Source organism: Burkholderia sp. BCC1638 (assembly GCF_902833195.1).
In the GTDB taxonomy this organism is placed as follows: domain Bacteria; phylum Pseudomonadota; class Gammaproteobacteria; order Burkholderiales; family Burkholderiaceae; genus Burkholderia; species Burkholderia diffusa.
Genome location: NZ_CADFEC010000020.1, coordinates 15,412 through 40,909, shown reverse-complemented (window position 1 = coordinate 40,909; position 25,498 = coordinate 15,412). Strand labels below are relative to the sequence as shown.

Annotated in this window: 22 protein-coding genes; 17 read left to right on the top strand and 5 right to left on the bottom strand. The window is 68.5% G+C overall.

Annotated elements, in window-relative coordinates; genetic code table 11:
- Window positions 1-166 precede the first annotated feature (166 nt).
- From upp to HWX22_RS21825, 14 genes are all read left to right on the top strand, one after another.
- Window positions 167-817: a uracil phosphoribosyltransferase gene (gene upp / locus HWX22_RS21890; protein ID WP_006478229.1), complete on the top strand. Its 651-nt coding sequence runs from the start codon at window positions 167-169 to the stop codon at window positions 815-817.
- Window positions 818-1,034: 217 nt separating this feature from the next.
- Entirely contained in the window at window positions 1,035-1,763 is a 729-nt protein-coding gene (locus tag HWX22_RS21885) for a YebC/PmpR family DNA-binding transcriptional regulator (protein WP_044844700.1), read from the top strand.
- A gap of 105 nt (window positions 1,764-1,868) precedes the next feature.
- Window positions 1,869-3,149: a phosphoribosylamine--glycine ligase gene (gene purD / locus HWX22_RS21880; protein ID WP_059468145.1), complete on the top strand. Its 1,281-nt coding sequence runs from the start codon at window positions 1,869-1,871 to the stop codon at window positions 3,147-3,149.
- A 118-nt stretch (window positions 3,150-3,267) separates the two neighbouring features.
- Window positions 3,268-4,188: an oxygen-dependent coproporphyrinogen oxidase gene (gene hemF, locus HWX22_RS21875; protein WP_059820644.1), complete on the top strand. Its 921-nt coding sequence runs from the start codon at window positions 3,268-3,270 to the stop codon at window positions 4,186-4,188.
- A gap of 41 nt (window positions 4,189-4,229) precedes the next feature.
- A complete protein-coding gene (locus HWX22_RS21870) occupies window positions 4,230-4,943 on the top strand; it encodes a nicotinate-nucleotide adenylyltransferase (protein ID WP_082722101.1) in 714 nt (237 codons plus the stop codon).
- Window positions 4,944-4,947: 4 nt separating this feature from the next.
- Window positions 4,948-5,394: a ribosome silencing factor gene (gene rsfS, locus HWX22_RS21865; RefSeq protein WP_059820642.1), complete on the top strand. Its 447-nt coding sequence runs from the start codon at window positions 4,948-4,950 to the stop codon at window positions 5,392-5,394.
- A gap of 19 nt (window positions 5,395-5,413) precedes the next feature.
- Window positions 5,414-5,884 (top strand): 23S rRNA (pseudouridine(1915)-N(3))-methyltransferase RlmH, encoded by a 471-nt coding sequence (gene rlmH / locus HWX22_RS21860; RefSeq protein ID WP_044844705.1) that lies wholly within the window; start codon window positions 5,414-5,416, stop codon window positions 5,882-5,884.
- Window positions 5,885-5,935: 51 nt separating this feature from the next.
- Complete coding sequence (locus tag HWX22_RS21855; RefSeq protein ID WP_059820641.1) at window positions 5,936-6,568, top strand: Maf family protein; 633 nt, start codon at window positions 5,936-5,938, stop codon at window positions 6,566-6,568.
- Between the two features lie 8 nt (window positions 6,569-6,576).
- A complete protein-coding gene (rng, locus tag HWX22_RS21850) occupies window positions 6,577-8,046 on the top strand; it encodes a ribonuclease G (protein ID WP_059820640.1) in 1,470 nt (489 codons plus the stop codon).
- A 121-nt stretch (window positions 8,047-8,167) separates the two neighbouring features.
- Window positions 8,168-8,503, top strand: a complete 336-nt coding sequence (locus HWX22_RS21845; RefSeq protein ID WP_059527263.1) for a 50S ribosome-binding protein YggL — start codon at window positions 8,168-8,170, stop codon at window positions 8,501-8,503.
- A 446-nt stretch (window positions 8,504-8,949) separates the two neighbouring features.
- Window positions 8,950-10,092 carry a collagen-like triple helix repeat-containing protein gene (locus HWX22_RS21840; protein ID WP_175910899.1) on the top strand — a complete coding sequence of 381 codons (1,143 nt, stop codon included), beginning with the start codon at window positions 8,950-8,952 and terminating at the stop codon, window positions 10,090-10,092.
- Window positions 10,093-10,335: 243 nt separating this feature from the next.
- A complete protein-coding gene (locus HWX22_RS21835; RefSeq protein ID WP_175910901.1) occupies window positions 10,336-11,301 on the top strand; it encodes a PRC-barrel domain-containing protein in 966 nt (321 codons plus the stop codon).
- Window positions 11,298-12,557: an MFS transporter gene (locus HWX22_RS21830; protein ID WP_175910904.1), complete on the top strand. Its 1,260-nt coding sequence runs from the start codon at window positions 11,298-11,300 to the stop codon at window positions 12,555-12,557. The genes HWX22_RS21835 and HWX22_RS21830 overlap by 4 nt, the downstream gene beginning before the upstream one ends.
- Window positions 12,558-12,588: 31 nt before the next feature.
- Window positions 12,589-13,173: an FUSC family protein gene (locus HWX22_RS21825; RefSeq protein ID WP_175910906.1), complete on the top strand. Its 585-nt coding sequence runs from the start codon at window positions 12,589-12,591 to the stop codon at window positions 13,171-13,173.
- A gap of 58 nt (window positions 13,174-13,231) precedes the next feature.
- Here HWX22_RS21825 and HWX22_RS21820 read toward each other — a convergent pair whose 3' ends face one another.
- Together HWX22_RS21820 and msbA are read right to left on the bottom strand one after the other, a co-directional pair.
- On the bottom strand, window positions 13,232-13,624 hold the full coding sequence (locus HWX22_RS21820) for an RcnB family protein (RefSeq protein ID WP_059820635.1): 393 nt from the start codon (window positions 13,622-13,624) through the stop codon (window positions 13,232-13,234).
- Window positions 13,625-13,712: 88 nt separating this feature from the next.
- A complete protein-coding gene (gene msbA / locus HWX22_RS21815) occupies window positions 13,713-15,464 on the bottom strand; it encodes a lipid A export permease/ATP-binding protein MsbA (RefSeq protein ID WP_059689407.1) in 1,752 nt (583 codons plus the stop codon).
- Between the two features lie 223 nt (window positions 15,465-15,687).
- Between msbA and HWX22_RS21810 the strand changes: the two genes are divergently transcribed.
- The 3 genes from HWX22_RS21810 (at window position 15,688) to HWX22_RS21800 (ending at window position 18,842) form a co-directional block, all read left to right on the top strand.
- Window positions 15,688-16,440, top strand: coding sequence for a glycosyltransferase family 2 protein (locus tag HWX22_RS21810; protein WP_059527280.1), 753 nt, complete (start codon window positions 15,688-15,690; stop codon window positions 16,438-16,440).
- A gap of 144 nt (window positions 16,441-16,584) precedes the next feature.
- On the top strand, window positions 16,585-17,427 hold the full coding sequence (locus HWX22_RS21805; protein ID WP_175910908.1) for a glycosyltransferase: 843 nt from the start codon (window positions 16,585-16,587) through the stop codon (window positions 17,425-17,427).
- 134 nt (window positions 17,428-17,561) lie between these two features.
- Window positions 17,562-18,842, top strand: coding sequence for an O-antigen ligase family protein (locus HWX22_RS21800; protein ID WP_175910910.1), 1,281 nt, complete (start codon window positions 17,562-17,564; stop codon window positions 18,840-18,842).
- Window positions 18,843-19,014: 172 nt separating this feature from the next.
- Here the strand turns inward: HWX22_RS21800 and HWX22_RS21795 are convergent, their stop codons facing one another.
- The 3 genes from HWX22_RS21795 to dnaE form a co-directional block, all read right to left on the bottom strand.
- A complete protein-coding gene (locus tag HWX22_RS21795; RefSeq protein WP_175910912.1) occupies window positions 19,015-20,193 on the bottom strand; it encodes a glycosyltransferase family 9 protein in 1,179 nt (392 codons plus the stop codon).
- A 245-nt stretch (window positions 20,194-20,438) separates the two neighbouring features.
- Complete coding sequence (locus HWX22_RS21790; protein ID WP_175916379.1) at window positions 20,439-21,527, bottom strand: glycosyltransferase family 9 protein; 1,089 nt, start codon at window positions 21,525-21,527, stop codon at window positions 20,439-20,441.
- Window positions 21,528-21,849: 322 nt separating this feature from the next.
- A complete protein-coding gene (gene dnaE, locus HWX22_RS21785; RefSeq protein ID WP_175916378.1) occupies window positions 21,850-25,383 on the bottom strand; it encodes a DNA polymerase III subunit alpha in 3,534 nt (1,177 codons plus the stop codon).
- Between the last annotated feature and the right edge of the window lie 115 nt (window positions 25,384-25,498).

The following is a 25,498-nucleotide window of genomic DNA, read 5'->3' as shown; positions in this document are numbered from 1 at the left end:
GACGGGCGAACGGGCGCGAACGGCCGGACACGGCGCGCGGATTGTCGTGAGACGTCGATAATATCCGGATCACGTGGCGCGCCTTGGTAAAATTGCGACCATAAGCGGCGGCCGGCATGGCGCCATCGCCGCCCCCGATCCCCTTTTGCCGCCAAGGCACCCCGTCATGAAACAGGACAGCCGTTTCCCGAATCTCTTCATCACCGATCACCCGCTGATCCAGCACAAGCTGACCCACATGCGCGACAAGGACACGTCGACGCGCACGTTCCGCGAACTGCTGCGCGAGATCACGCTGCTGATGGGCTACGAGATCACCCGCAACCTCCCGATCACGACCAAGCGGGTCGAAACCCCGCTCGTGGCGGTCGACGCGCCGGTGATCGCGGGCAAGAAGCTCGCGATCGTCCCCGTGCTGCGCGCCGGCATCGGGATGTCGGACGGCCTGCTCGACCTGGTGCCGTCCGCGCGCGTCGGCCACATCGGCGTCTACCGCGCCGAGGATCACCGCCCGGTCGAATACCTGGTGCGCCTGCCCGATCTCGAGGATCGCATCTTCATCCTGTGCGACCCGATGGTCGCGACCGGCTATTCGGCCGTGCACGCGGTCGACGTGCTCAAGCGCCGCAACGTGCCGGCCGCGAACATCATGTTCGTCGCGCTGGTCGCCGCGCCCGAGGGCGTGCAGGTGTTCCAGGACGCGCACCCGGACGTGAAGCTGTTCGTCGCGTCGCTCGACTCGCACCTGAACGAGCACGCGTACATCGTGCCGGGCCTGGGCGACGCGGGCGACCGCCTGTTCGGCACCAAGAACTGACGCACGCCGCCGCCGGGCCGCGCGGCCCGGCAAACCGAGCGGCCCGCCCGGCCGTTCGGCCATGCACGGCGGCCCCGAAGCGACGGTCGCCGCGTGATAAAATCACGTTCCACTCGACACGCGCGGCCCCGCGGCATCACGCCCGCCCAGACGGCCGCCGATTCAACGACACATTGGCACAATCGCCCGCGCAGCGCGCCCGGGCACGGAGAAAGGTATGGCTGGTCATTCGAAATGGGCCAACATCAAGCATAAGAAGGCAGCTGCCGACGCGAAGCGCGGCAAGATCTGGACCCGCCTGATCAAGGAAATCCAGGTCGCGGCCCGCCTCGGCGGCGGCGACGCCAGCTCGAACCCGCGTCTGCGTCTCGCGGTCGACAAGGCAGCCGACGCGAACATGCCGAAGGACAACGTCAAGCGCGCGATCGACCGCGGCGTCGGCGGCGCGGACGGCGCGAACTACGAAGAAATCCGTTACGAAGGCTACGGCATCAGCGGCGCGGCGATCATCGTCGACACGCTGACCGACAACCGCACCCGCACGGTCGCGGAAGTCCGTCATGCATTCTCGAAATTCGGCGGCAACATGGGCACCGACGGTTCGGTCGCGTTCATGTTCGATCACGTCGGCCAGTTCCTGTTCGCGCCCGGCACGTCGGAAGACGCGCTGATGGAAGCGGCGCTCGAAGCCGGCGCGGACGACGTCAGCACGAACGACGACGGCTCGATCGAAGTGCTGTGCGACTGGCAGGCCTTCTCGGCGGTGAAGGACGCGCTCGAAGCCGCGGGCTTCAAGGCCGAACTCGCCGAAGTGACGATGAAGCCGCAGAACGAAGTCGAATTCACCGGCGACGATGCGGCGAAGATGCAGAAGCTCCTGGACGCGCTCGAGAACCTCGACGACGTGCAGGAGGTGTATACGAACGCCGTCATCGTCGAGGAATGAGATGCCGGCCGCCGTGCGCATCGTCGCGACGGCGGCCCGACCGATTTCGCGGCCGGCGCGCCTGAGCGTGCCGGCCGCCCTGTTTTCTAGTCTGCGGGGAATCCCATGAAACTACTCGTCGTCGGTTCCGGCGGCCGCGAACATGCGCTGGCGTGGAAGCTCGCGCAGTCGCCGCGTGTCCAGATGGTCTATGTCGCGCCCGGCAATGGCGGCACGGCGCAGGACGAGCGTCTGAAGAACGTCGACATCACGTCGCTCGACGCACTCGCCGATTTCGCGGAAAGCGAAGGCGTCGCGTTCACGCTCGTCGGCCCGGAAGCGCCGCTCGCGGCCGGCATCGTCAACCTGTTCCGCGCACGCGGCCTGAAGGTGTTCGGCCCGACCCGCGAAGCCGCGCAGCTCGAAAGCTCGAAGGATTTCGCGAAGGCGTTCATGAAACGCCACGGCATTCCGACCGCCGACTACGAAACCTTCTCCGACGCCGCCGCCGCGCACGCGTACATCGACGCGAAGGGTGCGCCGATCGTCGTGAAGGCCGATGGCCTTGCGGCCGGCAAGGGTGTCGTCGTCGCGATGTCGCTGGAAGAAGCGCATGCCGCAGTCGACATGATGCTGTCGGGCAACAAGCTCGGCGACGCCGGCGCGCGCGTCGTGATCGAGGAATTCCTCGACGGCGAGGAAGCGAGCTTCATCGTGATGGTCGACGGCAAGCACGCGCTGGCGCTGGCTTCCAGCCAGGACCACAAGCGTCTGCTCGACGAGGACCGCGGCCCGAACACGGGCGGCATGGGCGCCTACTCGCCCGCACCGATCGTCACGCCTCAGATGCACGCACGCGTGATGCGCGAAATCATCATGCCGACGGTGCGCGGGATGGAGAAGGACGGCATCCGCTTCACGGGCTTCCTGTATGCGGGTCTGATGATCGACAAGGAAGGCAATCCGCGCACGCTCGAGTTCAACTGCCGGATGGGCGACCCGGAGACGCAGCCGATCATGGCGCGCCTGAAGAGCGATTTCTCGAAGGTCGTCGAACAGGCGATCGCGGGCACGCTCGACACGGTCGAGCTCGACTGGGACCGCCGCACCGCGCTCGGCGTCGTGCTGGCCGCGCACGGCTATCCGGACGCGCCGCGCAAGGGCGACCGCATCAACGGAATCCCGGCCGAGACCGAACAGGCCGTGACGTTCCATGCGGGCACGACGCTCGCCGAAGGCGACAAGCTCGTCACGTCGGGCGGCCGCGTGCTGTGCGTGGTCGGTCTCGCCGATTCGGTGCGCGAAGCGCAGCAGCATGCGTACGACACGATCAACCAGATCAATTTCGAAGGCATGCAGTACCGCCGCGACATCGGCTTTCGCGCGCTGAACCGCAAGAGCGCGTGACGCCCTGACCGCCACCTTGCCGTCGCAAGCGGCGGCCTCCTCTGCCGGGGTTCGATAGAATGCCCGGCAGATGCCTTTTTTACGGCCCCCGCTTCGCGCGGGGGCACCCAGTTCAGACATGACCGATTCGACCTACGACGTGGCGCGCGTGCGCACGTACCTCCAGGGCCTGCAGACACGCATCGCCGACGCGCTCGGCGCGCTCGACGGCACGCCGCTCGCGACCGATGCGTGGCAGCGCGGGCCGGAAGAGCGCCTGCGCGGCGGCGGCTGCACGCGGATTCTCGAAGGCGGCCGTGTGTTCGAGCGCGCGGGAATTGGTTTCTCCGACGTCGCGGGCGACGCGCTGCCGCCGTCGGCGAGCGCCGCGCGCCCGCAGCTGGCCGGCCGCGGCTTCGAGGCGCTCGGCGTGTCGCTCGTGCTGCACCCGCGCAACCCGTACTGCCCGACGGTGCACATGAACGTGCGGATGCTGATCGCGACGAAGCCCGGCGAGGCGCCGATCTTCTGGTTCGGCGGCGGGATGGATCTGACACCGGTTTATCCGTTCGAGGACGACGCGCGCCATTTCCACCAGACCTGCAAGGACGCGCTCGACCCATTCGGCGCCGAGCTCTATCCGCGCTTCAAGACGTGGTGCGACGAATATTTCTTCCTGAAGCACCGCAACGAGACGCGCGGCATCGGCGGGATCTTCTTCGACGACTTCGCCGAACCCGGGTTCGAACGCTCGTTCGAGATGATGCAGAGCGTCGGCGACGCGTTCCTGAATGCGTATCTGCCGATCGTCGAACGCCGCGTCGCGCTGCCGTACGGCGAGCGTGAACGCGACTTCCAGGCTTACCGGCGCGGCCGCTACGTGGAATTCAACCTCGTATTCGACCGCGGCACGCTGTTCGGCCTGCAAAGCGGCGGCCGGACCGAATCGATCCTGATGTCGATGCCGCCGGTCGCGAACTGGCGCTACAACTGGCAACCCGAGCCGGGCTCGCCCGAAGCGCGCCTGAGCGAGTTCCTCGTGCCGCGCGACTGGGTCTGAGCCCGCCGCGCCCCGCCGCCCCAAGAACAGGACACGTTTTTCTGAACACCACCGCCCGCCCCGCCCCGCAGCCGCGAACGCCGTCACGTCGCATCGGCCTGCTGGGCGGCACGTTCGATCCGATCCACGACGGCCACCTCGCGCTCGCGCGCCGGTTCGCCGACGTGCTCGGGCTGACCGACCTCGTGCTGCTGCCCGCCGGGCAGCCTTACCAGAAGCGCGACGTGTCGGCCGCCGAGCATCGGCTCGCGATGACGCGCGCCGCTGCCGGCTCGCTGTCCCTGCCCGGCGTGACGATCACCGTCGCGACCGACGAGATCGAGCACGCGGGGCCGACCTATACGGTCGAGACGCTCGCGCGCTGGCGCGAGCGGATCGGCCCCGACGCTTCGCTGTCGCTGCTGATCGGCGCCGACCAGCTGGTGCGGCTCGACACGTGGCGCGACTGGCGCAAGCTGTTCGACTATGCGCACGTGTGCGCGTCGACGCGCCCGGGCTTCGACCTCGGCACGGCGCCGCCGGCCGTCGCGCAGGAAATCGCGCGGCGGCAGGCCGGCGCCGACGTGCTGAAAGCGACACCGGCCGGCCATCTGCTGATCGATACGACGCTGGCGTTCGATATCGCCGCAACCGACATCCGTGCGCACCTGCGCGAATGCATCGCGCGTCACGCGCAAATGCCCGATGCGTCGGCCGAGCATGTGCCGGCCGCCGTCTGGGCCTATATTCTTCAACATCGTCTCTACCATTCCTGATTCCATGGATATCCGCAAACTGCAGCGCGTGATCGTCGACGCTCTCGAAGACATCAAGGCGCAAGACATCAAGGTGTTCAACACCAGCCACCTGACCGAACTGTTCGACCGCGTGATCGTCGCGTCGGGCACGTCGAACCGCCAGACCAAGGCGCTCGCGTCGAGCGTGCGCGACAAGGTCAAGGAAGCCGGCGGCGACATCGTCAGCTCCGAGGGCGAAGACACGGGCGAATGGGTGCTGGTCGACTGCGGCGACGCCGTCGTGCACATCCTCCAACCGGCGCTGCGCCAGTACTACAACCTCGAGGAAATCTGGGGCGACAAGCCCGTGCGGATGAAGCTCGGCGGCGGCAAGGGCCCGAACGGCGTCGCGACGGCCGACGAAGACGAGGACGACGAGGAAGAAGCGCCCGCACGCCCGGCGCGCAAGACGGCGGCCCGCCGCCGCTGACCCGCAGCGAGTCGTCCCGATGAAGCTTTTCATCCTCGCGGTCGGCCACAAGATGCCCGGCTGGATCGCGTCCGGCTTCGACGAATACACGAAGCGCATGCCGCCCGAGCTGCGCATCGAGCTGCGCGAGATCAAGCCCGAACTGCGTTCGGGCGGCCGCAGCGCGGAAAGCGTGATGGCGGCCGAGCGGCAGAAGATCGAGGCCGCGTTGCCGAAGGGCGCGCGCATCGTCGCGCTCGACGAGCGCGGCCGCGACTGGACCACCATGCAGCTCGCGCAGGCGCTGCCCGGCTGGCAGCAGGACGGCCGTGACGTCGCGTTCGTGATCGGCGGCGCCGACGGGCTCGATCCGGAACTCAAGGCGCGCGCCGACCTGCTGCTGCGCATTTCGAGCATGACGCTGCCGCACGGGATGGTGCGCGTGCTGCTCGCCGAACAGCTTTACCGGGCGTGGAGCATCACGCAGAATCACCCCTACCACCGCGCATGACGCGTCGTCCTCGGGACGCGCGGCGCGCGCGCTCAACGAGATAACGACACCATGCCGTCCAGCACGCCCCCCGCCCTTTTTCCGACCCTTTACCTTGCTTCGCAAAGCCCGCGCCGCCAGGAGCTGCTGCAGCAGATCGGCGTGCGCTTCGAATTGCTGCTGCCGCGCCCCGACGAGGACGCCGAGGCGCTCGAAGCCGAACTGCCCGGCGAAGCCGCCGATGCGTACGTCCGGCGCGTGACCGTCGCGAAGGCCGAGGCCGCGCGGGCGCGCCTCGTCGCGAGCGGCAAGCCGGCCGCGCCGGTGCTGGTTGCGGACACCACCGTGACGATCGACGGCGCGATCCTCGGCAAGCCGGCCGATGCCGCCGACGCGCTCACGATGCTGACCCGCCTCGCGGGCCGCGAACACGAGGTGCTGACCGCGGTCGCGGTGATCGGCGCCGACGGCGAACTGCTGCCGCCCGCGCTGTCGCGCTCGTCGGTGCGCTTCGCGGCCGCGCCGCGCGAGGCGTTCGAACGTTACGTCGACACCCGTGAACCGTTCGGCAAGGCCGGCGCCTACGCGATCCAGGGGCGCGCGGCCGAATTCATCGAGCGAATCGAAGGCTCCCATTCGGGTATCATGGGTCTGCCCCTCTTTGAGACCGCGGCACTGCTGCGCGCCGCGCGCGTCGACTTCTGAATCCCACCATGAACGAAGAAATCCTGATCAACCTCACGCCGCAGGAAACGCGGGTCGCACTCGTCCAGCAAGGCGCGGTGCAGGAGCTTCACGTCGAGCGCACGCTGTCGCGCGGGCGGGTCGGCAACATCTACCTCGGCAAGGTCGTGCGCGTACTGCCCGGCATGCAGTCGGCATTCATCGACATCGGCCTCGAGCGCGCGGCGTTTCTGCACGTCGCGGACATCTGGCATCCGCGCCTCGCGGGCGAGCCGCAGTCGGGCACGCCGCACCAGCCGATCGAGAAGACCGTCTTCGAAGGCCAGACGCTGATGGTCCAGGTGATCAAGGATCCGATCGGCACGAAGGGCGCGCGACTGTCGACGCAGGTCAGCATCGCGGGCCGCACGCTCGTGTATCTGCCGCAGGAGCCGCACATCGGCATCTCGCAGAAGATCGAGAGCGAGGCCGAGCGCGAGGCCGTGCGCGCACGGCTGACCGCCGTGATCCCGCCGGACGAGAAAGGCGGCTACATCGTGCGCACGATCGCCGAGGACGCGACCTCCGACGAACTGGCGGGCGACGTCACGTATCTGCGCAAGACCTGGGCGACGATCGTCGCGCAAGCGCAGCGGCTGCCGGCGACGAGCCTGCTGTACCAGGATCTCGATCTCGCGCAGCGCGTGTTGCGCGATTTCGCGAACGACGACACGACGCGCATTCAGGTCGATTCGCGCGAGACCTACCAGCGCCTCGCGGAATTCGCGGGCGAGTTCACGCCGGCGGTGAGCCCGAAGCTGCATCACTACACCGGCGAGCGGCCGCTGTTCGACCTGTACAACATCGAGACGGAGATCCAGCGCGCGCTGTCGCGCCGCGTCGACCTGAAGTCGGGCGGCTACCTGATGATCGACCAGACCGAGGCGATGACGACGATCGACGTGAACACCGGCGGCTACGTCGGTGCGCGCAACTTCGACGACACGATCTTCAAGACCAACCTCGAGGCCGCGCATACGATCGCGCGGCAGCTGCGTCTGCGCAACCTCGGCGGGATCATCATCATCGATTTCATCGACATGGAGAACGCCGAGCATCGCGACGCGGTGCTGTCCGAGCTGAAGAAGGCGCTGTCGCGCGATCGCACGCGCGTGACGGTCAATGGCTTCTCGCAGCTCGGGCTCGTCGAGATGACGCGCAAGCGCACGCGCGAATCGCTCGCGCACGTGCTGTGCGAGCCGTGCCCGACCTGCCAGGGCAAGGGCCAGGTGAAGACGTCGCGCACCGTCTGCTACGACATCCTGCGCGAGATCCTGCGCGAGTCGCGCCAGTTCAACCCGCGCGAATTCCGCGTGATCGCCGCGCAGCAAGTGATCGACCTGTTCCTCGACGAGGAGTCGCAGCATCTCGCGATGCTGATCGACTTCATCGGCAAGCCGGTATCGCTGCAGGTCGAGTCGAACCTGAGCCAGGAGCAGTACGATATCGTGCTGATGTGACGTTCCCTCTGCCCGCCGCCGGCTATGCCGCGCGGCGATCCAACGCGGCGCCGGCCGCTCGCGCATGTCACACCCGCGCCCGCCGTCGCTGCATTTTTCCTCTTCCCGTTCATCACACACCATGAGCCAACGCCACAACCGCCGCCAGCGCAAGAAACTCCACATCGCCGAGTTCCAGGAACTCGCGTTCAACGCGACCGCGCATTACCGCAACGAGCTGTCCGACCTCGAGCGCGGCCAGCTCATCGACGCGTTCATCGATTTCGTCGAAGCGAACGGGCTGCTGACCGTCGCATCCGCCGACGAAGGGATCGGCGCCTACGTGATCTCCGGCGCGCCGCGCGGCACGACGACCGATGCCGACCGCGAGAACGTCCGTGCATGGCTGGCCGCACGTCCGGAGCTGACCGACGTCAAGGTCAGCGAATTTACCGACGCGTGGTATCCGGACGCCTGACGTTCCGGTTGCTCCGCGCCTCGCACGGCGCTCGCGCCTGCCCGCCGCGACGGCGGCCCAGGCAGGCGCCGCCCGCCCCCTCCTTCCGCCCTCCCTCCCGCCCCCATCACACGAGTCGCATCGCGTCGATCGTGATTACCCCGACTTCGGCATTGAATCGGACGCTTACTTCAATTTAACGATCATTAAAAGAAGTCTCACCTCGATGGACCTACTCTGGTCGAACGAATCCGGTGATTTTCGGCACGATCGGCAAGCAAGACGAAAGAATGCAAACGATTCGTCCTGCAACCGCTCCGGGTTCCGGTTCAGGCGAATACGCGACACGGCGACAGGTCGATCAGGGAGACAACAACGATGCGCCCGCCGCTTCCCTTCCGCAGCGACGACATGTCGGCGCACACGAAGGCCGCCTGACTCATTTCCATAATCGAGACGAGGACGACATGAACACGCCCATCATCCATCAAGCAGGATTCCGAATGATCATGATCGCGGCTGGCGCCGCGGCGCTGATGTCGCTGGCCGCGTGCGGCGGCTCCGGCTCGCTGAGTCAGGGCACCGGCGGCTCCGGCTCGGGATCCGGCGACACGACGGCAACGACCGGCGGCACGGGCAACGGCTCGAGCGGCACGTCGGCCAACGGCGTCGGCCAGACGGCCGCTGCGTCGAGCAACATCGTGACGGCCGGTGGCGGAGCCATATCGAGCGTCGGCACGGCAATCGCCGCGCAGTCGGTGCCCGGCACGAGCCCGGCAACGACACAGGGGCTCGGCACCGTGGTGCAGGACGTCGGCGCGGCGGTCACGACGCTCGGCACCGGCCTCGGTTCGGGCCTCGGTCAGCTCGGCGCGTCGTCGGATCCGATCGGCACGACGGTCGCGAGCACGGGTGGCGTGGTCACGAATCTCGGCCAGGCAGTCGCCGCGACGGGCGGTGTCGTGTCGAGCCTCGGCGCCAGCGGTTCGGCCCTGGCGCCGCTCGCGCCCGTCACGTCGCCCGTCGGCGGGGCCGTGACGACGCTCGGCAATACGATCGCAGGCGCCGGCGGGACGCTCGGCACGCAACTGTCGACCGGCCCGGTCGCGCAGGTGACGGGCGCGGCCAGCTCGGCGATCACGCCGATCACGACGACGGTCGGCTCGGTCACGCAGACGGTCGCGGCGAGCACGCCGCTCGGCGCGCCGCTGACGAACCTCGTGACGACCGTCGGCACCGGCGTCGCGAACGCCGGCACGACGCTCGCGAATACGGGCAACAATCCGGTCACGACCGGCGTCGGCAACGTCGTGATCGCGACCGGCAACACGGTCGCCACCGCCGGCACGGCGCTGCTCGGCGGCGGCAGCGCCGCGACGAATCCGCTCGCCCCGGTGACGGGGCTCCTGTCGACCGGGGCACTCGGCGGCGCGACGGGCGGCAGCAACCCGGCAGGCGCGCTCACATCGGCGGTCGGCTCCGTGACGGCGGCGGGCGGCAGCTCGCCGGTCGGCGGCCTGACGGGCGGCAGCGGCACCGGCGCGCTGTCGAAGACAGGCGGTGGCCTGCTCGCCCCGGTGACGACGACGCTCGGCTCGCTGGTCAAATAACGCCACGTCGGAAGCCCGTGCGGCGCCCGTCCCGTCGTCGACGGTCGGGCGCCGTGCTCGTTGTGCCCCCCGACGCCGCCCCCCCGCCATTTCCCGGTCCTCCCGCGCCCGATTCTTCGCATAAATCGGTCCTGAAAGGAAGACACGTTAAACTCTCACCTCGCGTGGTGCGCCGCCCGCACCCGCCATCCATCGCCAGCCGCGAGCCCCCGGGCCCGCCCCCGACCCATGGAGTGAGTGTCAATGAGCGGCGGACTCCCGTTTCCCGCATCCCGCATGTCGTTCCCGTCCTCGACGGTTTTCCTCGTTCTCGCAGCCGCCGCGCTGCTGTCCGGCTGCGGGCTGCTGCCGACCCAGAATCCGCCCGCGCCGATCAGCGAGGCGCTCGTCGAGCCCGTCGAGGAAACCGCCGGCGAACCGCTGACGATGCCGCCCGTGCCGCCGCTCGTCCAGCCGGAGGAACCGGAAGCGCCGAAGAAGCCGCACCGTGAAGTGACGAAGCCGAAGCCGGTGCAGCGCCCCGAATCACCGACGCCGCCTCCGCCGCCCCCGCCGCCGCTCGTCGCGACACGCCCGCTCGACCGCACCCAGATCCATGCGCTGCTCGACAGCGAGGTCGCGCGCCGCAACGGCAAGGTGATCGGCCGCGCGGTCGACATGGTGACCGACGCAAGCGGCAAACCGCGCGAAATGATCGTCAACCTGCAGGGGTTCATGGGTATCGGCGACCGCAAGGTCGTCTTCCCGTGGAGCGTGTTCCGCTTCACGCCGGGCGGCAAACAGGAACCGATCGTGCTCGACGTGCCGTCGGGCGACCTGCCGCCGGCCGCCCGGCCCAAGGCCGTGCCGCTGTCGGGCTCGGCCGCGGCGTCGCCCACGACGCGTCTGCCGTTGCTCGACAGCGACGTCGAACGCCCGAACGGCACGAAGATCGGCCGGGTCGTCGACGTGCTGATCGACCGCGGCGCGCAACCGCAGGCCGTCGTGCTCGACCTCGGCGGGCTCGTCAATACCGAACGCCGCTCGATCGCCGCGAGCTGGGGCGCGCTGCGCTTCGTCACGCGCGACAAGGCGCTGCGTCCGCAACTCGACCTGAACGACGCGCAGATCAAGGCGTCGCCGCCCTACGCGGCCGACAAGCCGATCGTCGTGGTCTCGCCGCCGGTTACCGCCGCCGCGCCGGCTTCGCCTGCGAGTGCCGCCCGATGACGATCAAGCATTCCGTCAGCGTTCGCAGTCTCCGGGCCCTCGACTGGCTCAACTTTTTCGTTGCAAACGTTCAAACCGGGTTCGGTCCGTTCATCGCGTCCTACCTCGCATCGCACAAGTGGACGCAGGGCGAGATCGGCATGGTGCTGTCGATCGGCACGATCAGCGCGATGGTCAGCCAGGTGCCTGGCGGCGCCGCCGTCGACGCGCTGAAGAACAAGAAAGGCGCGGCCGCGTGGGCAATCGCAGCCATCATCCTGTCCGCGGTGCTGCTCGCGTCGAGCCCGACGATCGTGCCGGTGATCGCGGCCGAAGTGTTCCACGGCTTCGCGAGCTGCATGCTCGTGCCCGCGATGGCCGCGATCTCGTTCTCGCTGGTCGGCCGCTCCGACCTCGGCGACCGGCTCGGCCGCAACGCGCGCTGGGCATCGATCGGCAGCGCGGTCGCGGCGGGCCTGATGGGGCTCACCGGCGAGTATTTCTCCGCGCGCGCGGTGTTCTGGCTGACCGCCGTGCTGGCGTTGCCCGCGCTGTTCGCGCTCGCGATGATCCAGCCGACACACGAAGTGATTCCGCATACGTCGAAACCCGATGAGCGCGACGAAGGCGAGGAGCGCGAGACGCTGCTCGAGCTGCTGCGCGATCGCCGGATGCTGATCTTCGCGGCGTGCGTCGTGCTGTTCCACTTGTCGAACGCGGCGATGCTCAACCTCGCGGCCGGCGAAGTGACGGCCGGGATGGGCGAGAACGTGCAGCTCGTGATCGCCGCGTGCATCATCGTGCCGCAGGCGATCGTCGCGATGCTGTCGCCGTGGGTCGGCCGGTCCGCGCAACGCTGGGGACGCCGGCCGATCCTGCTGCTCGGCTTCTCGGCGCTGCCGGTGCGCGCGCTGCTGTTCGCCGGCGTGAGCAGCCCCTACCTGCTGGTGCCGGTGCAGATGCTCGACGGCATCAGCGCGGCCGTGTTCGGCGTGATGCTGCCGCTGATCGCGGCCGACGTCGCGGGCGGCAAGGGCCGCTACAACCTGTGCATCGGGCTGTTCGGGCTCGCGGCCGGTATCGGCGCGACGCTCAGCACCGCCGTGGCCGGCTTTGTCGCCGATCACTTCGGCAATGCGGTCAGCTTCTTCGGGCTCGCCGCCGCCGGCACGCTCGCGGTGCTGCTGGTCTGGCTCGCGATGCCGGAAACGCGCGTCGAGAACGGCGACGCGACCACCGGCGAGCCGGCCGCCGCATCGCCGGAACAGGCGCACTGACGCGCTCGCCCCCGCTTCCCGGCCCGACACGATGGATACGATCAGGACGCTCAACGAAGCCCGCCAGCAGATCCAGCAGTCGATCTTCGATCTGTTCAAGGGGCTGACTTTCGGCGAGCGGCTCACGCAAGGCGCGTTGATGGCGTTGCAAGCCGTCTGCGGCGCGTGCCTCGCGTACACGATCGGCCGCGCGCTGCACACCGAGCAGGCCGTGTGGGCGGCGGTCACCGCGATCGCCGTCACGCAGCACAACTATTCGGACACGATGTCGCTGTCGCGCGACCAGTTCATCGGCGCGATGATCGGCGGCCTGGTCGGATTCGCGGGCGCCGCGCTCGGCGGCGATCGCCTCCTCGCCTATGCGATCGCGGTCGCGGTCACGATCGTCAGCTGCTGGTGTCTGAACGTCGGCAGCGCGGCGCGGCTCGGCGGCGTGACCGCGACGATCGTGCTGCTGTTTCCAGGCAACGGCCCACTATGGGACATTCCGCTGATGCGGCTCGGGGAAGTGGCGCTCGGCACCGTCTGCGCGCTGGCCGTGTGCTGGGCGATGTCGCGGGTCGAGCGGCGCTGGTTCCGCCGGGCGGCGGACAAGGACAAGGATAAGGACAAGTGACGCGGCTGCCGGAACACACGCCCCGGCAGCCGGATGAATCGATGATCGGTGGCGGGTGTTACGGACCGACCCGCAGCACGATGCCCGAGCCGATCTGCACGAGCAGGTAGTCGCCGCCGACGCCCACCCAGTGATAGCCACGCGGCGGCGGGCTCAGGCGATAGCCGCGCCAGTCGTCGACCACGTACTGGCGATCGCGGAATTCGTCCGGGAGACGGTCGCCCTTGTGCCAGTCGCGGCGCGGCTGGTCGGCCCAGCGCGGCGGCACATCGTCCTCGCGATGCATCGCCTGCCCCGGCGGCATGTGCTTCGGACCATGGCCGTGCCGCATGCCCGGGCCGCCGCGGTCTCCGTGATTGTCGTAGTTGCCGTGATCCTGCGCCATCGCGGCCGGCGCTGCGAAACCCGCCGCGACCAGCGCGGCCAGCATCATCCCGTGCATCTTCTTCATTGCCCTTCCCTCCGTGTTGTCACGTCGAACCGGAAACAACGAAACCGGACCTGCCCGATGAAGACTAGCACACGGGTGCGATCCGACGTCACGCCGCCTGCTGCTGATACTGGATCCGGTGGAGGTGCGCGTACAGCCCGCCATGGCGCAGCAGTTCGTCGTGGCTGCCCGTTTCGACGATCTTGCCGGCTTCGAGCACGAGGATCCGGTCCGCACGCTCGATCGTCGACAGCCGGTGCGCGATCACAAGCGTCGTGCGCCCTTCCATCAGCCGCTCGAGCGCGGCCTGCACGTGACGCTCGGATTCCGAATCGAGCGCCGAGGTCGCCTCGTCGAGGATCAGGATCGGCGCATCCTTGTAGATCGCGCGCGCGATCGCGAGCCGCTGCCGTTGGCCACCCGACAGACGCATCCCGTTGCCGCCGACCAGCGTGTCGAGCCCGTCGGGCATCGCGGCGACCGCGTCGGCGAGGTTCGCGGCCTCGAGTGCCGCCTGCACGCGGGCGCGGTCGGGCGTCTGCCCGTACGCGACGTTCGCGGCGATCGTGTCGTTGAACAGCACGACGTCCTGGCTGACCATCGCCATCTGGCCGCGCAGCGCGTGGAGGTCGTAGTCGGCCACCGGCACGCCGTCGACCAGGATCGCGCCGCCCGTCGGATCGAAGAAACGTGGCAGAAGGTTGACGAGGGTCGTCTTGCCGCTGCCCGACGGCCCCGCGAGCGCGATCATCTCGCCCGGCGCGACCTTGAACGAAATGCGGTCGAGCGTCGGCCGCTCGGAGGCGCCGTAGTCGAACGACACGTCCCGGAATTCGATCTCGCCGCGTGCGTGCGGCAGCGCACGGCCGCCGCCCTGGGGCTCGGCCGGCTCGTCGATCAGCCCGAAAATCAGCTCGGCGGCCGTCATCCCGCGCTGCAGCGGCTGGTTGACGTCGATCAGGTGCTTGAGCGGCGAGATCACCAGCAGCATCGACGTGACGAACGCGACGAAGCCGCCGACCGTCGTCTGGTCGTTGGTCGACTGCACGACCGCGATCGTGATCACGACCGCGAGCGCGATCGACGCGAGGAACTGCGTCAGCGGCTGCGCGAGCCCGCCCGAGATCGTCATGCGCATCGCGTAGCCGCGCAGGCGCTTGCTCATCGTCGTGAAGCGGTCCATCTCGTACGCTTCGCCGTTGTGCACCTTCACGACCTTGTAGCCGCCGACCGTCTCCTCGACGATGTACGACAGCTCGTTGGTCAGCGTCTGATGCTCGCGGTTCAGGCGGCGCAGACGACGGTTGATCTTGCTGACGAGCCAGCCGATGCCCGGCAGGATCACCGCGACGATCAGCGTGAGCCGCCAGTTCAGGTAGAACAGGTAGCCGAGCAGGAACACCACGGTCAGCGAGTCGCGCACGAGCGTGACCATCACGCCGGTCAGCACCGACAGGATCTGGTTGACCTCGAACACGATCGCGTTGATCACGGTGCTCGCGGTCTCGCGCTGGAAGAACGAGGCGCCCGTGTGGATCATCCGCTGGAACATCTCGAGCCGCAGCTGCAGCAGGATGCGGTTCGACACGTAGTTGAGCAGGTAGTTGGACGTGTACTGCGACACGCCGCGCACGAGCGCGAGGCCGATCACCGCGATCGGCACGTACCATTTCGCGCGGTCGCTGCCGTGCGAGCCGAAGCCGTGGTCGAGCAGCGGCTTGAGCAGTGCCGGGATCCCGGCTTCCGTGGCCGCGACGACGCCCATCGTCATCACGGCGAGCAGCACGATGCCGATGAGCGGCCGGATGTACGGCCACAGGCGCTTGAGGACCGTGACCGGCGACGTACCGGTGCCGTCCATCGGTTTGCGAAGAGTGTTCTGGGTTTCCAAGGCAATCCTTCTTGAGCCGCGACGCGGCGCCCGGGGCGTGACTGCCCGGAATTCACCCCGTCCGGCGGGTGCCGAAAAAGGCCCAACATTATAGCTGTACCGCCTGCGCCGGCATGGCCGTCGCCGAAGCGGCCGTCGGCCGGCGCGCGGGTATACTGCCGCTCACCGTTTTCTCCGCCTTTTCGACGATTTCATGGCAGAACCCACCCTCGGCGTCGCCCTCATCGCCCTCAACGCGGCCGCGCGGCTCGCGCAGTGCCTCGACGCGCTGACCTTCGCCGACGACGTCGTCGTGATCGACGGCGGCAGCACCGACGATACCGTCGCGATCGCCCGCGCGCACGGCGCCCGCGTGATCGTCGAGCGCGACTGGCCGGGCTTCGGCCCGCAGAAGAACCGCGCGCTCGACGCCCTCGACACCGACTGGATCCTGTCGCTCGACACCGACGAGGTGGTCAGCCCGGAACTCGCGCAGTCGATCCGCGCGGCCATCCGCGCGCCGGCCGCGCAGGTCTATGCGCTCGACCGGCTGTCGAGCTTCTGCGGCCAATGGATCCGCCACAGCGGCTGGTATCCCGACTGGGTGCCGCGCCTGTTCCGGCGCGGCACCGCCCGCTTCTCCGACGACCTGGTGCACGAACGGCTCGTATTCGACACGCCCGCGCAGCGGCTGCCGGGCAAGCTGATGCACTATTCGTACGAGGATTTCGAAACCGTCGTGCGCAAGCTCGATGCGTATTCGACGGCCGGCGCACGCCAGCGCCGCGCGGCCGGCCAGCGCGGCGGCTTCGGCAAGGCGCTCGCGCGCGGCGCATGGGCGTTCGTGCGGACCTATGTGCTGCGGCGCGGGTTTCTCGACGGCCGCGCGGGCTTCATGATCGCTGTGTTCAACGCGGAAACGGTGTACTACCGGTTCCTGAAGCTCGGCCACGAGCCGGCCCGCTGAGCGCGCGCCCCCTGCCCCACCCCTGACGCCGCCGGCATGCGGCCGGCCCGGCGTTACAATGCCGGGCTGCCCGCGCGCCATGCGCGCCCGAGCGCGGCGCCGCGCCACGCGCCGCCGACACGACGACCACCGAATCCGACCGCCATGTTCTCCATCATCATCCCGACCTGGAACAACCTGCCGTACCTCAAGCTCGTCGTCGACAGCCTGCGCCGTCATTCGGCGTACGACCACCAGATCATCGTGCACGTGAACGACGGCTCGGACGGCACGCTCGACTGGGTGCGCAGCGAAGGCATCGAGCACACCGCGTCGCCGGCCAACATCGGCATCTGCCACGCGGTGAACCTGGCCGCCGCGCGCGCGACGCGCGACTACGTCGTCTACATGAACGACGACATGTACTGTTGCCCCGGCTGGGACGCGGCGCTCGTGCGGCGCATCGAGCAGATGCCGACCGACCTGTTCATGCTGTCCGGCACGATGGTCGAGCCGGTCGACACGCGCAACCCGTGCGTCGTCGTCAGCAATTTCGGCCGCGACGCCGAACAGTTCGACGCGGCCGGCCTCGTCGAGGCCACACCGCGGCTCGCGCGCGCGGACTGGCTCGGCTCGACCTGGCCGCCGACGCTCGTGCACCGCGACTGGTGGAACCGCATCGGCGGCTACAGCAGCGAGCTGTCGCCGGGGATGAGCAGCGACAACGACTTCTCGATGAAATTCTGGGACGCCGGCTGCCGGATCTTCCTCGGCGTCGGCGACAGCCTCGTCTATCACTTCCAGCAGAAAAGCACGGGCAAGATCGTCAAGAACGATGGTCGCCGCCAGTTCCTCAACAAATGGGGCATGACGCAGGCCACGTTCGACCGCTATTACCTGCATCGCGGCGAGCCGGCGGGCTCGCGACTCGCGCTCGACACGCCGGTCGTCGAGGGACGCCTGAAGCGCGCGCTGCTGCGCTCGCGGATCAAGCGCGCATTCAGCTGATCGGACCCCGGAAACGGTAAAGAAACGCCCGCCGCTTCGCGTATACTGCGCGCTTCGTCCCGCGCGGTGCCGCCGGGACGCGCGGCGCGCGGCACGGTGCCCGCATGCCGCATTCGTCCATTCGACAGGTTCCGATGCTTTCGTTTTCCGCTCCCGCCACGCGGCGCCTGACCGCCGCCCGCGCCTTCGCCGTCATCGCGCTGTGCATGGTGCCCGTCTCGACCGCGCTGACCAATGTGTTCTGCGGACTGTTCGCGGCCGCGCTCGTGATCTCCCCCGAATTCTGGCGCGACCTGCGCACGTTCGTCACCGAACCGGCGTCGCTCGCGGCGCTCCTGATCCTCGCGGCGCTGACCGCGAGCGTCACCTATACGGTCGCGCCGCACCCGAAGGCGTGGAACTGGGTCGCCAAGTACGACAAGCTGCTGCTGCTGCCGTTTGCCGTGCTCGCCTTCCGCCACTCGAACTGGGCACCGATCGTGCGACGAGCGTGGTTCGGCACGCTGTGCGTGATCCTGCTGCTGTCGACCACCAACTATCTCGGGCTGACCGCGATCGGGCCCGCGCATGCGACCGAACTGCCGCTGTCGCGTGCCTGGGTGTTCAAGAACCACATCGCGGCCGGCATGTTCGGCGCGTTGCTGTTTTACCAGGCGGCCGACCTCGCGCTGTCGGCCCGCACCGCGCTGTCGCGAGCCGCATATGCGGGCGTCGCCGCGTGGTCGCTGATCAACGTGTTCGTGATGCTGCAGGGACGCACCGGGCAGGTCATCGCGCTGCTGCTGATCCTCGTCGTCGCGGTGCGTTTCGTGCTGTTGATGCGCCGCCAGTCGGCGCTGCGCGCGGGGCTCGCCGCCGGGGCGCTGGTCCTGGCGGGCGTCGCGCTCGTCGTCGCCGCGTGCACGGTGCACAACGGCCGGCTTCTGAAGGTCGTGTCGGAAGTGCAGCAGTATCGGCAGACCGATGCGGTCACGTCGACCGGGCTGCGTCTCGAGTGGTACAAGAAGGGGCTCGAGCTGTATCGCATGCGTCCCGTGATCGGCTACGGTGCGGGCGGCCTCGAATTCGAGTTCGAGAAGCTCACGGCCGGCAAGACGGCGGCCGAAGGGCAACTCACGTCGAATCCGCATAACGAATACCTGCTGATGGCCGTGCAGCTCGGCACGCTCGGCGTTTTGCTGTTCCTGAACCTGATCGTGCAGATCGCGCGCGGCAGCCGTGCGCTCGATTCGCGTTCGCGGCAGCTGCTGCTCGCGTGGCTCGCGATCTTCGCGATCGGCAGCCTCGCGAATTCGCTGCTGCTCGATTTCGCCGAAGGTCACCTGCTGGTGCTGCTCGCCGGCATCCTGCTCGGCTGCGGCGCGCGCACCGAAGCACTGCCCCGCGAGACGTCGGCGATCCGGCGCAGCGCGTAACGCATCATGCGGCGGGCGGCGCGCGATCCGCGTTGCCGCCCGCCGCAGCTTGAGCCTCTCAGGCTGCAATGGCGGCGCACGCGCGCCGCTGCCGGAAGCACGGCCGCGCGCCGTCGACGCGGCGCCGCTCCCCTGCTTTTCGAATCAGGAAACGTCAGGCCTTCAGGCGTCGTCAGTCGGAACGCGCGCGATGCAAGCGCGATGTGTCGATGACCGAGTCGGCGGCACCTGGCGGATTCAGCCCGAGCATCTCGGCTGCCGCCGCCTTCACACGCTGCGTGCCGAGATTGACGAGGCAGTCGCTGCGGCTGTCGACATGGCGCTCACAGCCTTCGTGCCGGCACGGCACGCAATCGCCCTCGCCCTGCAGCAGCCACACGTTGCCGTGCCGCGCGGAGCCGCGCAGCGCCCACGGGTTCTCCGTCGCCGGCCAGTGCTGCGGCCACGGCCCCCAGCGCACCGGATCGGACGGACCGAACAGCGCGATCGTGTCGGTGCCCGTTGCGGCCGCAACGTGCGTCGCGCCCGTATCGGGCCCGATGAAGAGCCGTGCACGCCGCACCAGTTCCGCGCTTTCGCCGAACGTCAGGCGGCCGACCAGATTCAGCACGTCGCCGCCCGCCTCGGCCGCGACCTGCTCCGCGTACTCGCGCTCGCGATCGGCCGGGCCGCCCGACAGCGCGATCGCAAACCCCTGCGCGCGCAGCCATTCGATCATCTCGACCCAGCCCTCGAGCCGCCATTGCTTGTAGCGGAACATCGGATACGGATGCAGCACGACGAGCGGCTTGCCGTCACGAATCGCAGGCGATTCAGCCAGCCACGCGTCGAATCGCGCGCGCCGCGCGGGATCGTCGCCGATGCCCGGCGCGACGACCTCGGATACCGGCTCGATGCCGATCACCGGTGCGAGCGCGAGCGTGCTGACAACCGTATGCGCGGATTCGTGATGATTGATCGCGATGCCGTTCAGCATCATTCGAGTCAGCCACGTGACGCGGTTCGGATCGACGAGGCCGACGCGCTTGCGGCCGGCGAACCAGCTGTAGAAACGCGGCCGGTCGGAACTCAGCGCCGCGCACGCGAGATCGTAGCGGCGCCACATCGACAGCGCGTCGCGCAGACGCTCCCGGAACCCCGCACGCTGCGCGACGACGATCACGCGTCGCACGTCGGGGTTGTGCTCTAGCACGCCCTCGGTGCCGCGAAACACCAGCATGTCGATCTGCGCATCGGGCCAGCGCACCTTCAGCGAACGCACGAGCGGCGTCGTCAGCAGCACGTCGCCGATACGGCGCGGGGCTGCGACGAGGATGGTTCTGGGCGGGCGGGCGGAAGAAAACAGGGCCACGGCGATCGTTCCGTCTAGCTGGCTGGACAAGGCTCGCAATGTACAGGATTTTGCGGCCGGTGGCGTGGCGTCGGGCGCAGGCCTCGGCAACGCGTCGCGGTTGGAAATTGGGGGCGCCCGTCTGGTATCGCGGCAGACAACGACGCGCCGCGCACGGCGGGGCCGCGGCCATCGTGCCGCCTGGCGTCCGTTTGTCCGTCCGACGGCGTCGCCGGCAATGCCGTCGCCGCCTGCCGTCCCGGGGGCTACAACACGATTGCGTCGGCTCCAGGTGCCGCGAAGGCGGTAGCCGGAAGCGGCACCGCGCCGCCCATCGCTTCTTCGGGCTGCCCGGCCGGCATCAACAGATGAAGCACCGCGCGCTCGAGCGCGTCGACGCCGATCGCGTCGACCGTCGCGCCGGCCCGCAGGATGATGTGCGGCACGCCGAGCGGATGCCAGCGCCGGTATTTCTCGGGACGGTCCTCGAACAGCGCGGCGACCGGCACGCCGAGCGCCGACGCGAGATGCACGGGCGCGCTGTCGGCCGACACGATCGCGTCGAGCAGGCTCGCGGCGGCCACCAGCTCGGCGACCGACGACGGCGCGACATGCCGGGCGTCCACATCCCGCCACGTGTCGTGGTCGGCCGCGGCCGACACGGCGGGATCGCGGAACACGATCACGTCGGCGAGCGGTGCGAGCCGCCGAGCGAGGTCGCGCCATCGATCGGCCGGCCAGCGTCGCTCCGCCGCCTTGTTCGACACGAAGAGCCCGACGCGCGGCTTCGTGCGCGGCCCGAGCAGCCGATACCACGTTTCCTGCAGCGCGCGGTCCGGGTGGACGGACAGCTCGAGACCGTCGAGCCCGGTGCGGCCGAGCTCGGGCACGAGCCGGAATCCCGACAGCGCCTCATGGCACATCGGCCGCGACGCGACGTGTTCGGGCTTGCGATCGTCGAATTCTGAATCGGCATCGTGCCAGCGGCAATCCTTCACGCCGAGCTGTCGCGCGAACTGGATGCTGCTGCGATGCATGCCGCCGTTCGGCACGACCACGAGGTCGAACCGCAAGCGGCGCAGCCGGCGCACGAGCCGCAGCCTGTCGAAGAGCGCGCGCATCCGTCCCGGGCGGTCGTTGCGCTCGCATTGACGGCTGTACACGTAAGTATGGACCGCGTGCACGTCCGGGTTGCCGGCCAGCGCGGCCGCGTTGTAGCGGTTCGCGACGACGTGCAGTTCCGCACCGGGCCAGCGCTGATTCAGCGCGCCGAGGAAAGCGGTCGTGCACAGCATGTCGCCCAGAAAATCAATCCGGATCACGAGGATCCGCCTCGTCGGTTTCCCGTTGGCCATTGTTGTGGTCGTGCTGTCGGTTTTTTTATCGTCGCGTACCGACCGGCATCCTGGCGCCCTTCCCCGTGCCGGCCTCGTCGCGTGTTCGCTCGCGGCACCGCGCCGCATCGCGTGCCGCGCTGAACCGCCCCCGTTTTCACGCGCGCAATATCGCCCGGGCCGGCGGACGTGCCGCGGCCGGCGCCGCATTTGCGTCGCGCGCGACGGATTGTATAGCGTCCGGATGACGGCCCCAAGCACCCGCCGAAATGAAAACGGCCCGCCGCACCGCACGATGGCGATGCGACGAGCCGTGCAGACGACGACCGTCGGGCGTGACCGCTCAGTACGTGATTTCGACGATGCTGCCGTCGAACGTCGCGCGCAACTCCGCGAGCAGCGTGTCGCTCGGTTTGACGCGCCACGCGTCGCCGAGACGCATTTCACCCTGCGCGCGCGCGTTGCTGTAGTGAACCTGGACCGCGAGCCCGTTCGGCAGCGGCGCCTGCGGGCGACGGCCGCCGTCGCGCCCGCCGCCGCGCGGCGCGGGCGCCTCGACCGCCTGCGCGGCCGCCGGATCGTCCTTCGACACGTGCGGCTCGAGCACGCGGCGCAGCGCCGCCGCATCCGCATTGCCGTTCATCGTGAGCCGCACCGCCTGCGCGTAGCGGCTGCGCGCCCGCTCGAGATCCATCACCGTGTCGGCCGTGAAACGGATACCGCCGGTGAACGCATCGTTGCGTGCCTGTCCCTGCACGATCAGCAGTTCGTCTTCCTTGAACAGCGCCTTGTTCGCCTCGAACTGCTCGTTGAAGATCGTGATCTCGCACTGGCCCGAACCGTCGTCGAGCAACGCGATCAGCATCTTGCCGCGCTGGGTCATCTGCGTGCGCAGCGATGCGATGATGCCCGCGACGAGCTTGTCGCGCCCTTCCTTCAGGTCGCCGACCTTCTGCCGCACGAACCGGCGCACTTCGTCGCGATACGCATCGAACAGGTGGCCGGACAGGTAGAAGCCGAGCGCGCCCTTCTCTTCCTGCAGGCGACGCTTGTCGTCCCACGCGGGTTCGTCAACGAGCGCATGCGCGTGCGGCGACTCGGCCCCCATGTCGAACAGGCCGGCCTGCATCGCGTTCGCCGCGGCCTGCTCGGCCGCTTCCATCGCGAGCGGCACCGACGCGAGCATCTGCGCGCGATTCGCGTTCAGCGAATCGAACGCGCCGGCACGGATCAGCGCCTCGACCGTGCGGCGGTTGACGACACGCCGGTCGATCCGCTCGCAGAAATCGAACAGGTCGGTGAACGGCTTTTCCTCGCGCGCGCGCAGGATTTCCTCGATCGCGTTCTGGCCGCTGCCCTTCACCGCGCCGAGACCGTAGCGGATCGTGCGCGAGCGCTTGCCGTCGGCTTCAGCGACGGGCTCGAACCGGTAATGCGACTGGTTGATGTCCGGCGGCAGCACGACGAGGTTGTTCACAACGCAGTCGTCGAACAGGATCTTCACCTTGTCGGTGTCGTCCATCGCGAGCGTCATGTTGGCCGCCATGAATTCGGCCGGATGGTGCGCCTTCAGCCACGCGGTGTAATACGCGAGCAGCGCGTAGGCCGCCGCGTGCGACTTGTTGAAGCCGTAGCCCGCGAACTTCTCCATCAGGTCGAAGATCTCGTCGGACTTCTCGCGCGTGAGGCCGTTCTTCGCCGCACCCTCGGCGAAGATCTCGCGGTGCTTGACCATCTCCTCGGGCTTCTTCTTGCCCATCGCGCGACGCAACAGGTCGGCGCCGCCGAGCGAGTAACCGCCGATGATCTGCGCCATCTGCATCACCTGCTCCTGATAGACCATGATGCCGTAGGTCTCTTTCAGGACGGGTTCGACGCGCGGATCCGGATAGTCGACCTTCTCGCGGCCGTGCTTCCGTGCGCAGAAGCTCGGGATCAGGTCCATCGGGCCCGGACGGTACAACGACACGAGCGCGATGATGTCCTCGAAGCGGTCGGGCTGCGCGTCCTTCAGCATGCCCTGCATCCCGCGGCTTTCCAGCTGGAACACGGCGACCGTGTTGGCCTTCTTCAGGATCTGGAACGATGCCGGATCGTCGAGCGGCACCTGCGCGAGCGACCAGTCGGCCTTCGACGCATCGAGACGGCGGATGTAGCGCTCGGCCCAGTCGAGGATCGTCAGCGTCGTGAGACCCAGAAAGTCGAACTTCACGAGGCCGACGGCTTCGACGTCGTCCTTGTCGTACTGGCTGACGACACCACCGTCGTCGCCCTGCGTGTACAGCGGACAGAAGTCGGTCAGCTTGCCGGGCGCGATCAGCACGCCGCCCGCGTGCATCCCGACGTTACGCGTGAGGCCCTCGACGCGCTGCGCGAGGTCGAGCAGCTGGTGCACTTCGTCCTCGTGGTCGTAGCGCTCCTGCAGTTGCGGCTCTTCCTTCATCGCGTCGGCGATGGTCACGTGCTTGCCGGGCTTGAACGGGATCAGCTTCGCGACGCCGTCGGTGAACATGTAGCCGAGGTCGAGCACGCGGCCGATGTCGCGCACGGCCGCCTTCGCGGCCATCGTGCCGAAGGTGGCGATCTGCGACACGGCGTCCGCGCCGTATTTTTCCTTCACGTACTGGATCACGCGATCGCGGCCGTGCTGGCAGAAGTCGATGTCGAAGTCGGGCATCGACACGCGTTCCGGATTCAGGAATCGCTCGAACAGCAGGTTGTAACGCAGCGGGTCCAGATCGGTAATGCCGAGCGCGTACGCGACCAGCGAACCGGCGCCCGAGCCGCGGCCCGGGCCGACCGGCACGCCGTTGTTCTTCGCCCAGTTGATGAAGTCCGCAACGATCAGGAAGTAGCCCGGGAAGCCCATCTTCGTGATGGTCCCGCACTCGAACTCGAGCCGCTTGTAGTACGTGTCGCGCTGCGCTTCGCGCTCCGCCGCATCCGGATACAGCTGCTCGAGGCGCTTCTCGAGCCCTTCCTTCGACAGCTGGACCAAGTAGTCGTCGAGCGACATGCCGTCCGGCGTCGGAAACAGCGGCAGCTTCGGCTTGCCGAGCTCGAGCTTCAGGTTGCAGCGCTTCGCGATCTCGACCGTGTTGGCGACCGCCGACGGCAAGTCGGCGAACAGCGCGGCCATCTCGTCCTGCGTGCGGAAATACTGATCGGTCGTGAAGCGCTTCTGGCGCCGCGGATTCGCGAGCATGTCGCCTTCCGAGATGCACACGCGCGCCTCGTGCGCGGTGAAGTCGTCGTCGGTCATGAACTGCGTCGGATGCGTCGCGACGACCGGCAGCTGCAGCGCCGCGGCGAGCGTCGCGGCCTGCTGGATGTACGCCTCGGCGCCCGGCTGGCCGTAACGCTGCAGTTCGATGTAGAAACCGCCCGGGAAGATCTTCGCCCAGCGCTCGGCATGCCGGCGCGCGGCTTCCTCGTTACCGGCCGCGAACGCGAGCCCGATATCGCCCTGCTGCGCACCCGACAGCGCGAGCAGCCCTTGCGAGAGCTCGCCGTCGAGCCAGCTCGCGTCGAGTTCCGCGCGGCCGCGATACTGGTTCGTGAGCCATGCCTTCGACAGCAGTTCGCACAGGTTCAGGTAGCCGACCTTGTCCTTCACCAGCAGCAGCAGGCGCGACGGTTTGTCGCGATCGTCCGGATTGGTGATCCAGACGTCGCAGCCGGCGATCGGCTTGATGCCCTTGCCGCGGGCTTCCTGGTAGAAACGGACGAGGCCGAATGCGTTGCCGAGATCAGTGAGGGCGAGCGCGCCCTGACCGTCCGCGGCCGCCGCCTTGACGATGTCGTCGAGACGCACGATGCCGTCGGCAATCGAGAATTCGGAGTGAACGCGAAGATGGACGAAGCGGGGATCTGACATGGGCGATATTGTAGCCGCGTCGTCGCGAAGGCTGCCCAAAAAATCCCCGCGCGCGGCCGTTCGGCCGATGCGCGCGACGTTGGCCGAACGGTCAGGTGCCGGCGCATGCGCAGTT

Bases quoted from the DNA above. Each gene is read 5' to 3' on its own strand.
- HWX22_RS21830 (WP_175910904.1), top strand. From the start codon at position 11,298: ATGACGATCAAGCATTCCGTCAGCGTTCGCAGTCTCCGGGCCCTCGAC.
- rsfS (WP_059820642.1), top strand. From the start codon at position 4,948: ATGGATATCCGCAAACTGCAGCGCGTGATCGTCGACGCTCTCGAAGAC.
- HWX22_RS21805 (WP_175910908.1), top strand. From the start codon at position 16,585: ATGTTCTCCATCATCATCCCGACCTGGAACAACCTGCCGTACCTCAAG.
- HWX22_RS21825 (WP_175910906.1), top strand. From the start codon at position 12,589: ATGGATACGATCAGGACGCTCAACGAAGCCCGCCAGCAGATCCAGCAG.
- rng (WP_059820640.1), top strand. From the start codon at position 6,577: ATGAACGAAGAAATCCTGATCAACCTCACGCCGCAGGAAACGCGGGTC.
- HWX22_RS21790 (WP_175916379.1), bottom strand. From the start codon at position 21,527: ATGGCCAACGGGAAACCGACGAGGCGGATCCTCGTGATCCGGATTGAT.
- rlmH (WP_044844705.1), top strand. From the start codon at position 5,414: ATGAAGCTTTTCATCCTCGCGGTCGGCCACAAGATGCCCGGCTGGATC.
- HWX22_RS21845 (WP_059527263.1), top strand. From the start codon at position 8,168: ATGAGCCAACGCCACAACCGCCGCCAGCGCAAGAAACTCCACATCGCC.
- HWX22_RS21800 (WP_175910910.1), top strand. From the start codon at position 17,562: ATGCTTTCGTTTTCCGCTCCCGCCACGCGGCGCCTGACCGCCGCCCGC.
- HWX22_RS21885 (WP_044844700.1), top strand. From the start codon at position 1,035: ATGGCTGGTCATTCGAAATGGGCCAACATCAAGCATAAGAAGGCAGCT.
- purD (WP_059468145.1), top strand. From the start codon at position 1,869: ATGAAACTACTCGTCGTCGGTTCCGGCGGCCGCGAACATGCGCTGGCG.
- upp (WP_006478229.1), top strand. From the start codon at position 167: ATGAAACAGGACAGCCGTTTCCCGAATCTCTTCATCACCGATCACCCG.
- msbA (WP_059689407.1), bottom strand. From the start codon at position 15,464: ATGGACGGCACCGGTACGTCGCCGGTCACGGTCCTCAAGCGCCTGTGG.
- HWX22_RS21835 (WP_175910901.1), top strand. From the start codon at position 10,336: ATGAGCGGCGGACTCCCGTTTCCCGCATCCCGCATGTCGTTCCCGTCC.
- HWX22_RS21855 (WP_059820641.1), top strand. From the start codon at position 5,936: ATGCCGTCCAGCACGCCCCCCGCCCTTTTTCCGACCCTTTACCTTGCT.
- HWX22_RS21810 (WP_059527280.1), top strand. From the start codon at position 15,688: ATGGCAGAACCCACCCTCGGCGTCGCCCTCATCGCCCTCAACGCGGCC.
- hemF (WP_059820644.1), top strand. From the start codon at position 3,268: ATGACCGATTCGACCTACGACGTGGCGCGCGTGCGCACGTACCTCCAG.
- dnaE (WP_175916378.1), bottom strand. From the start codon at position 25,383: ATGTCAGATCCCCGCTTCGTCCATCTTCGCGTTCACTCCGAATTCTCG.
- HWX22_RS21840 (WP_175910899.1), top strand. From the start codon at position 8,950: ATGAACACGCCCATCATCCATCAAGCAGGATTCCGAATGATCATGATC.
- HWX22_RS21820 (WP_059820635.1), bottom strand. From the start codon at position 13,624: ATGAAGAAGATGCACGGGATGATGCTGGCCGCGCTGGTCGCGGCGGGT.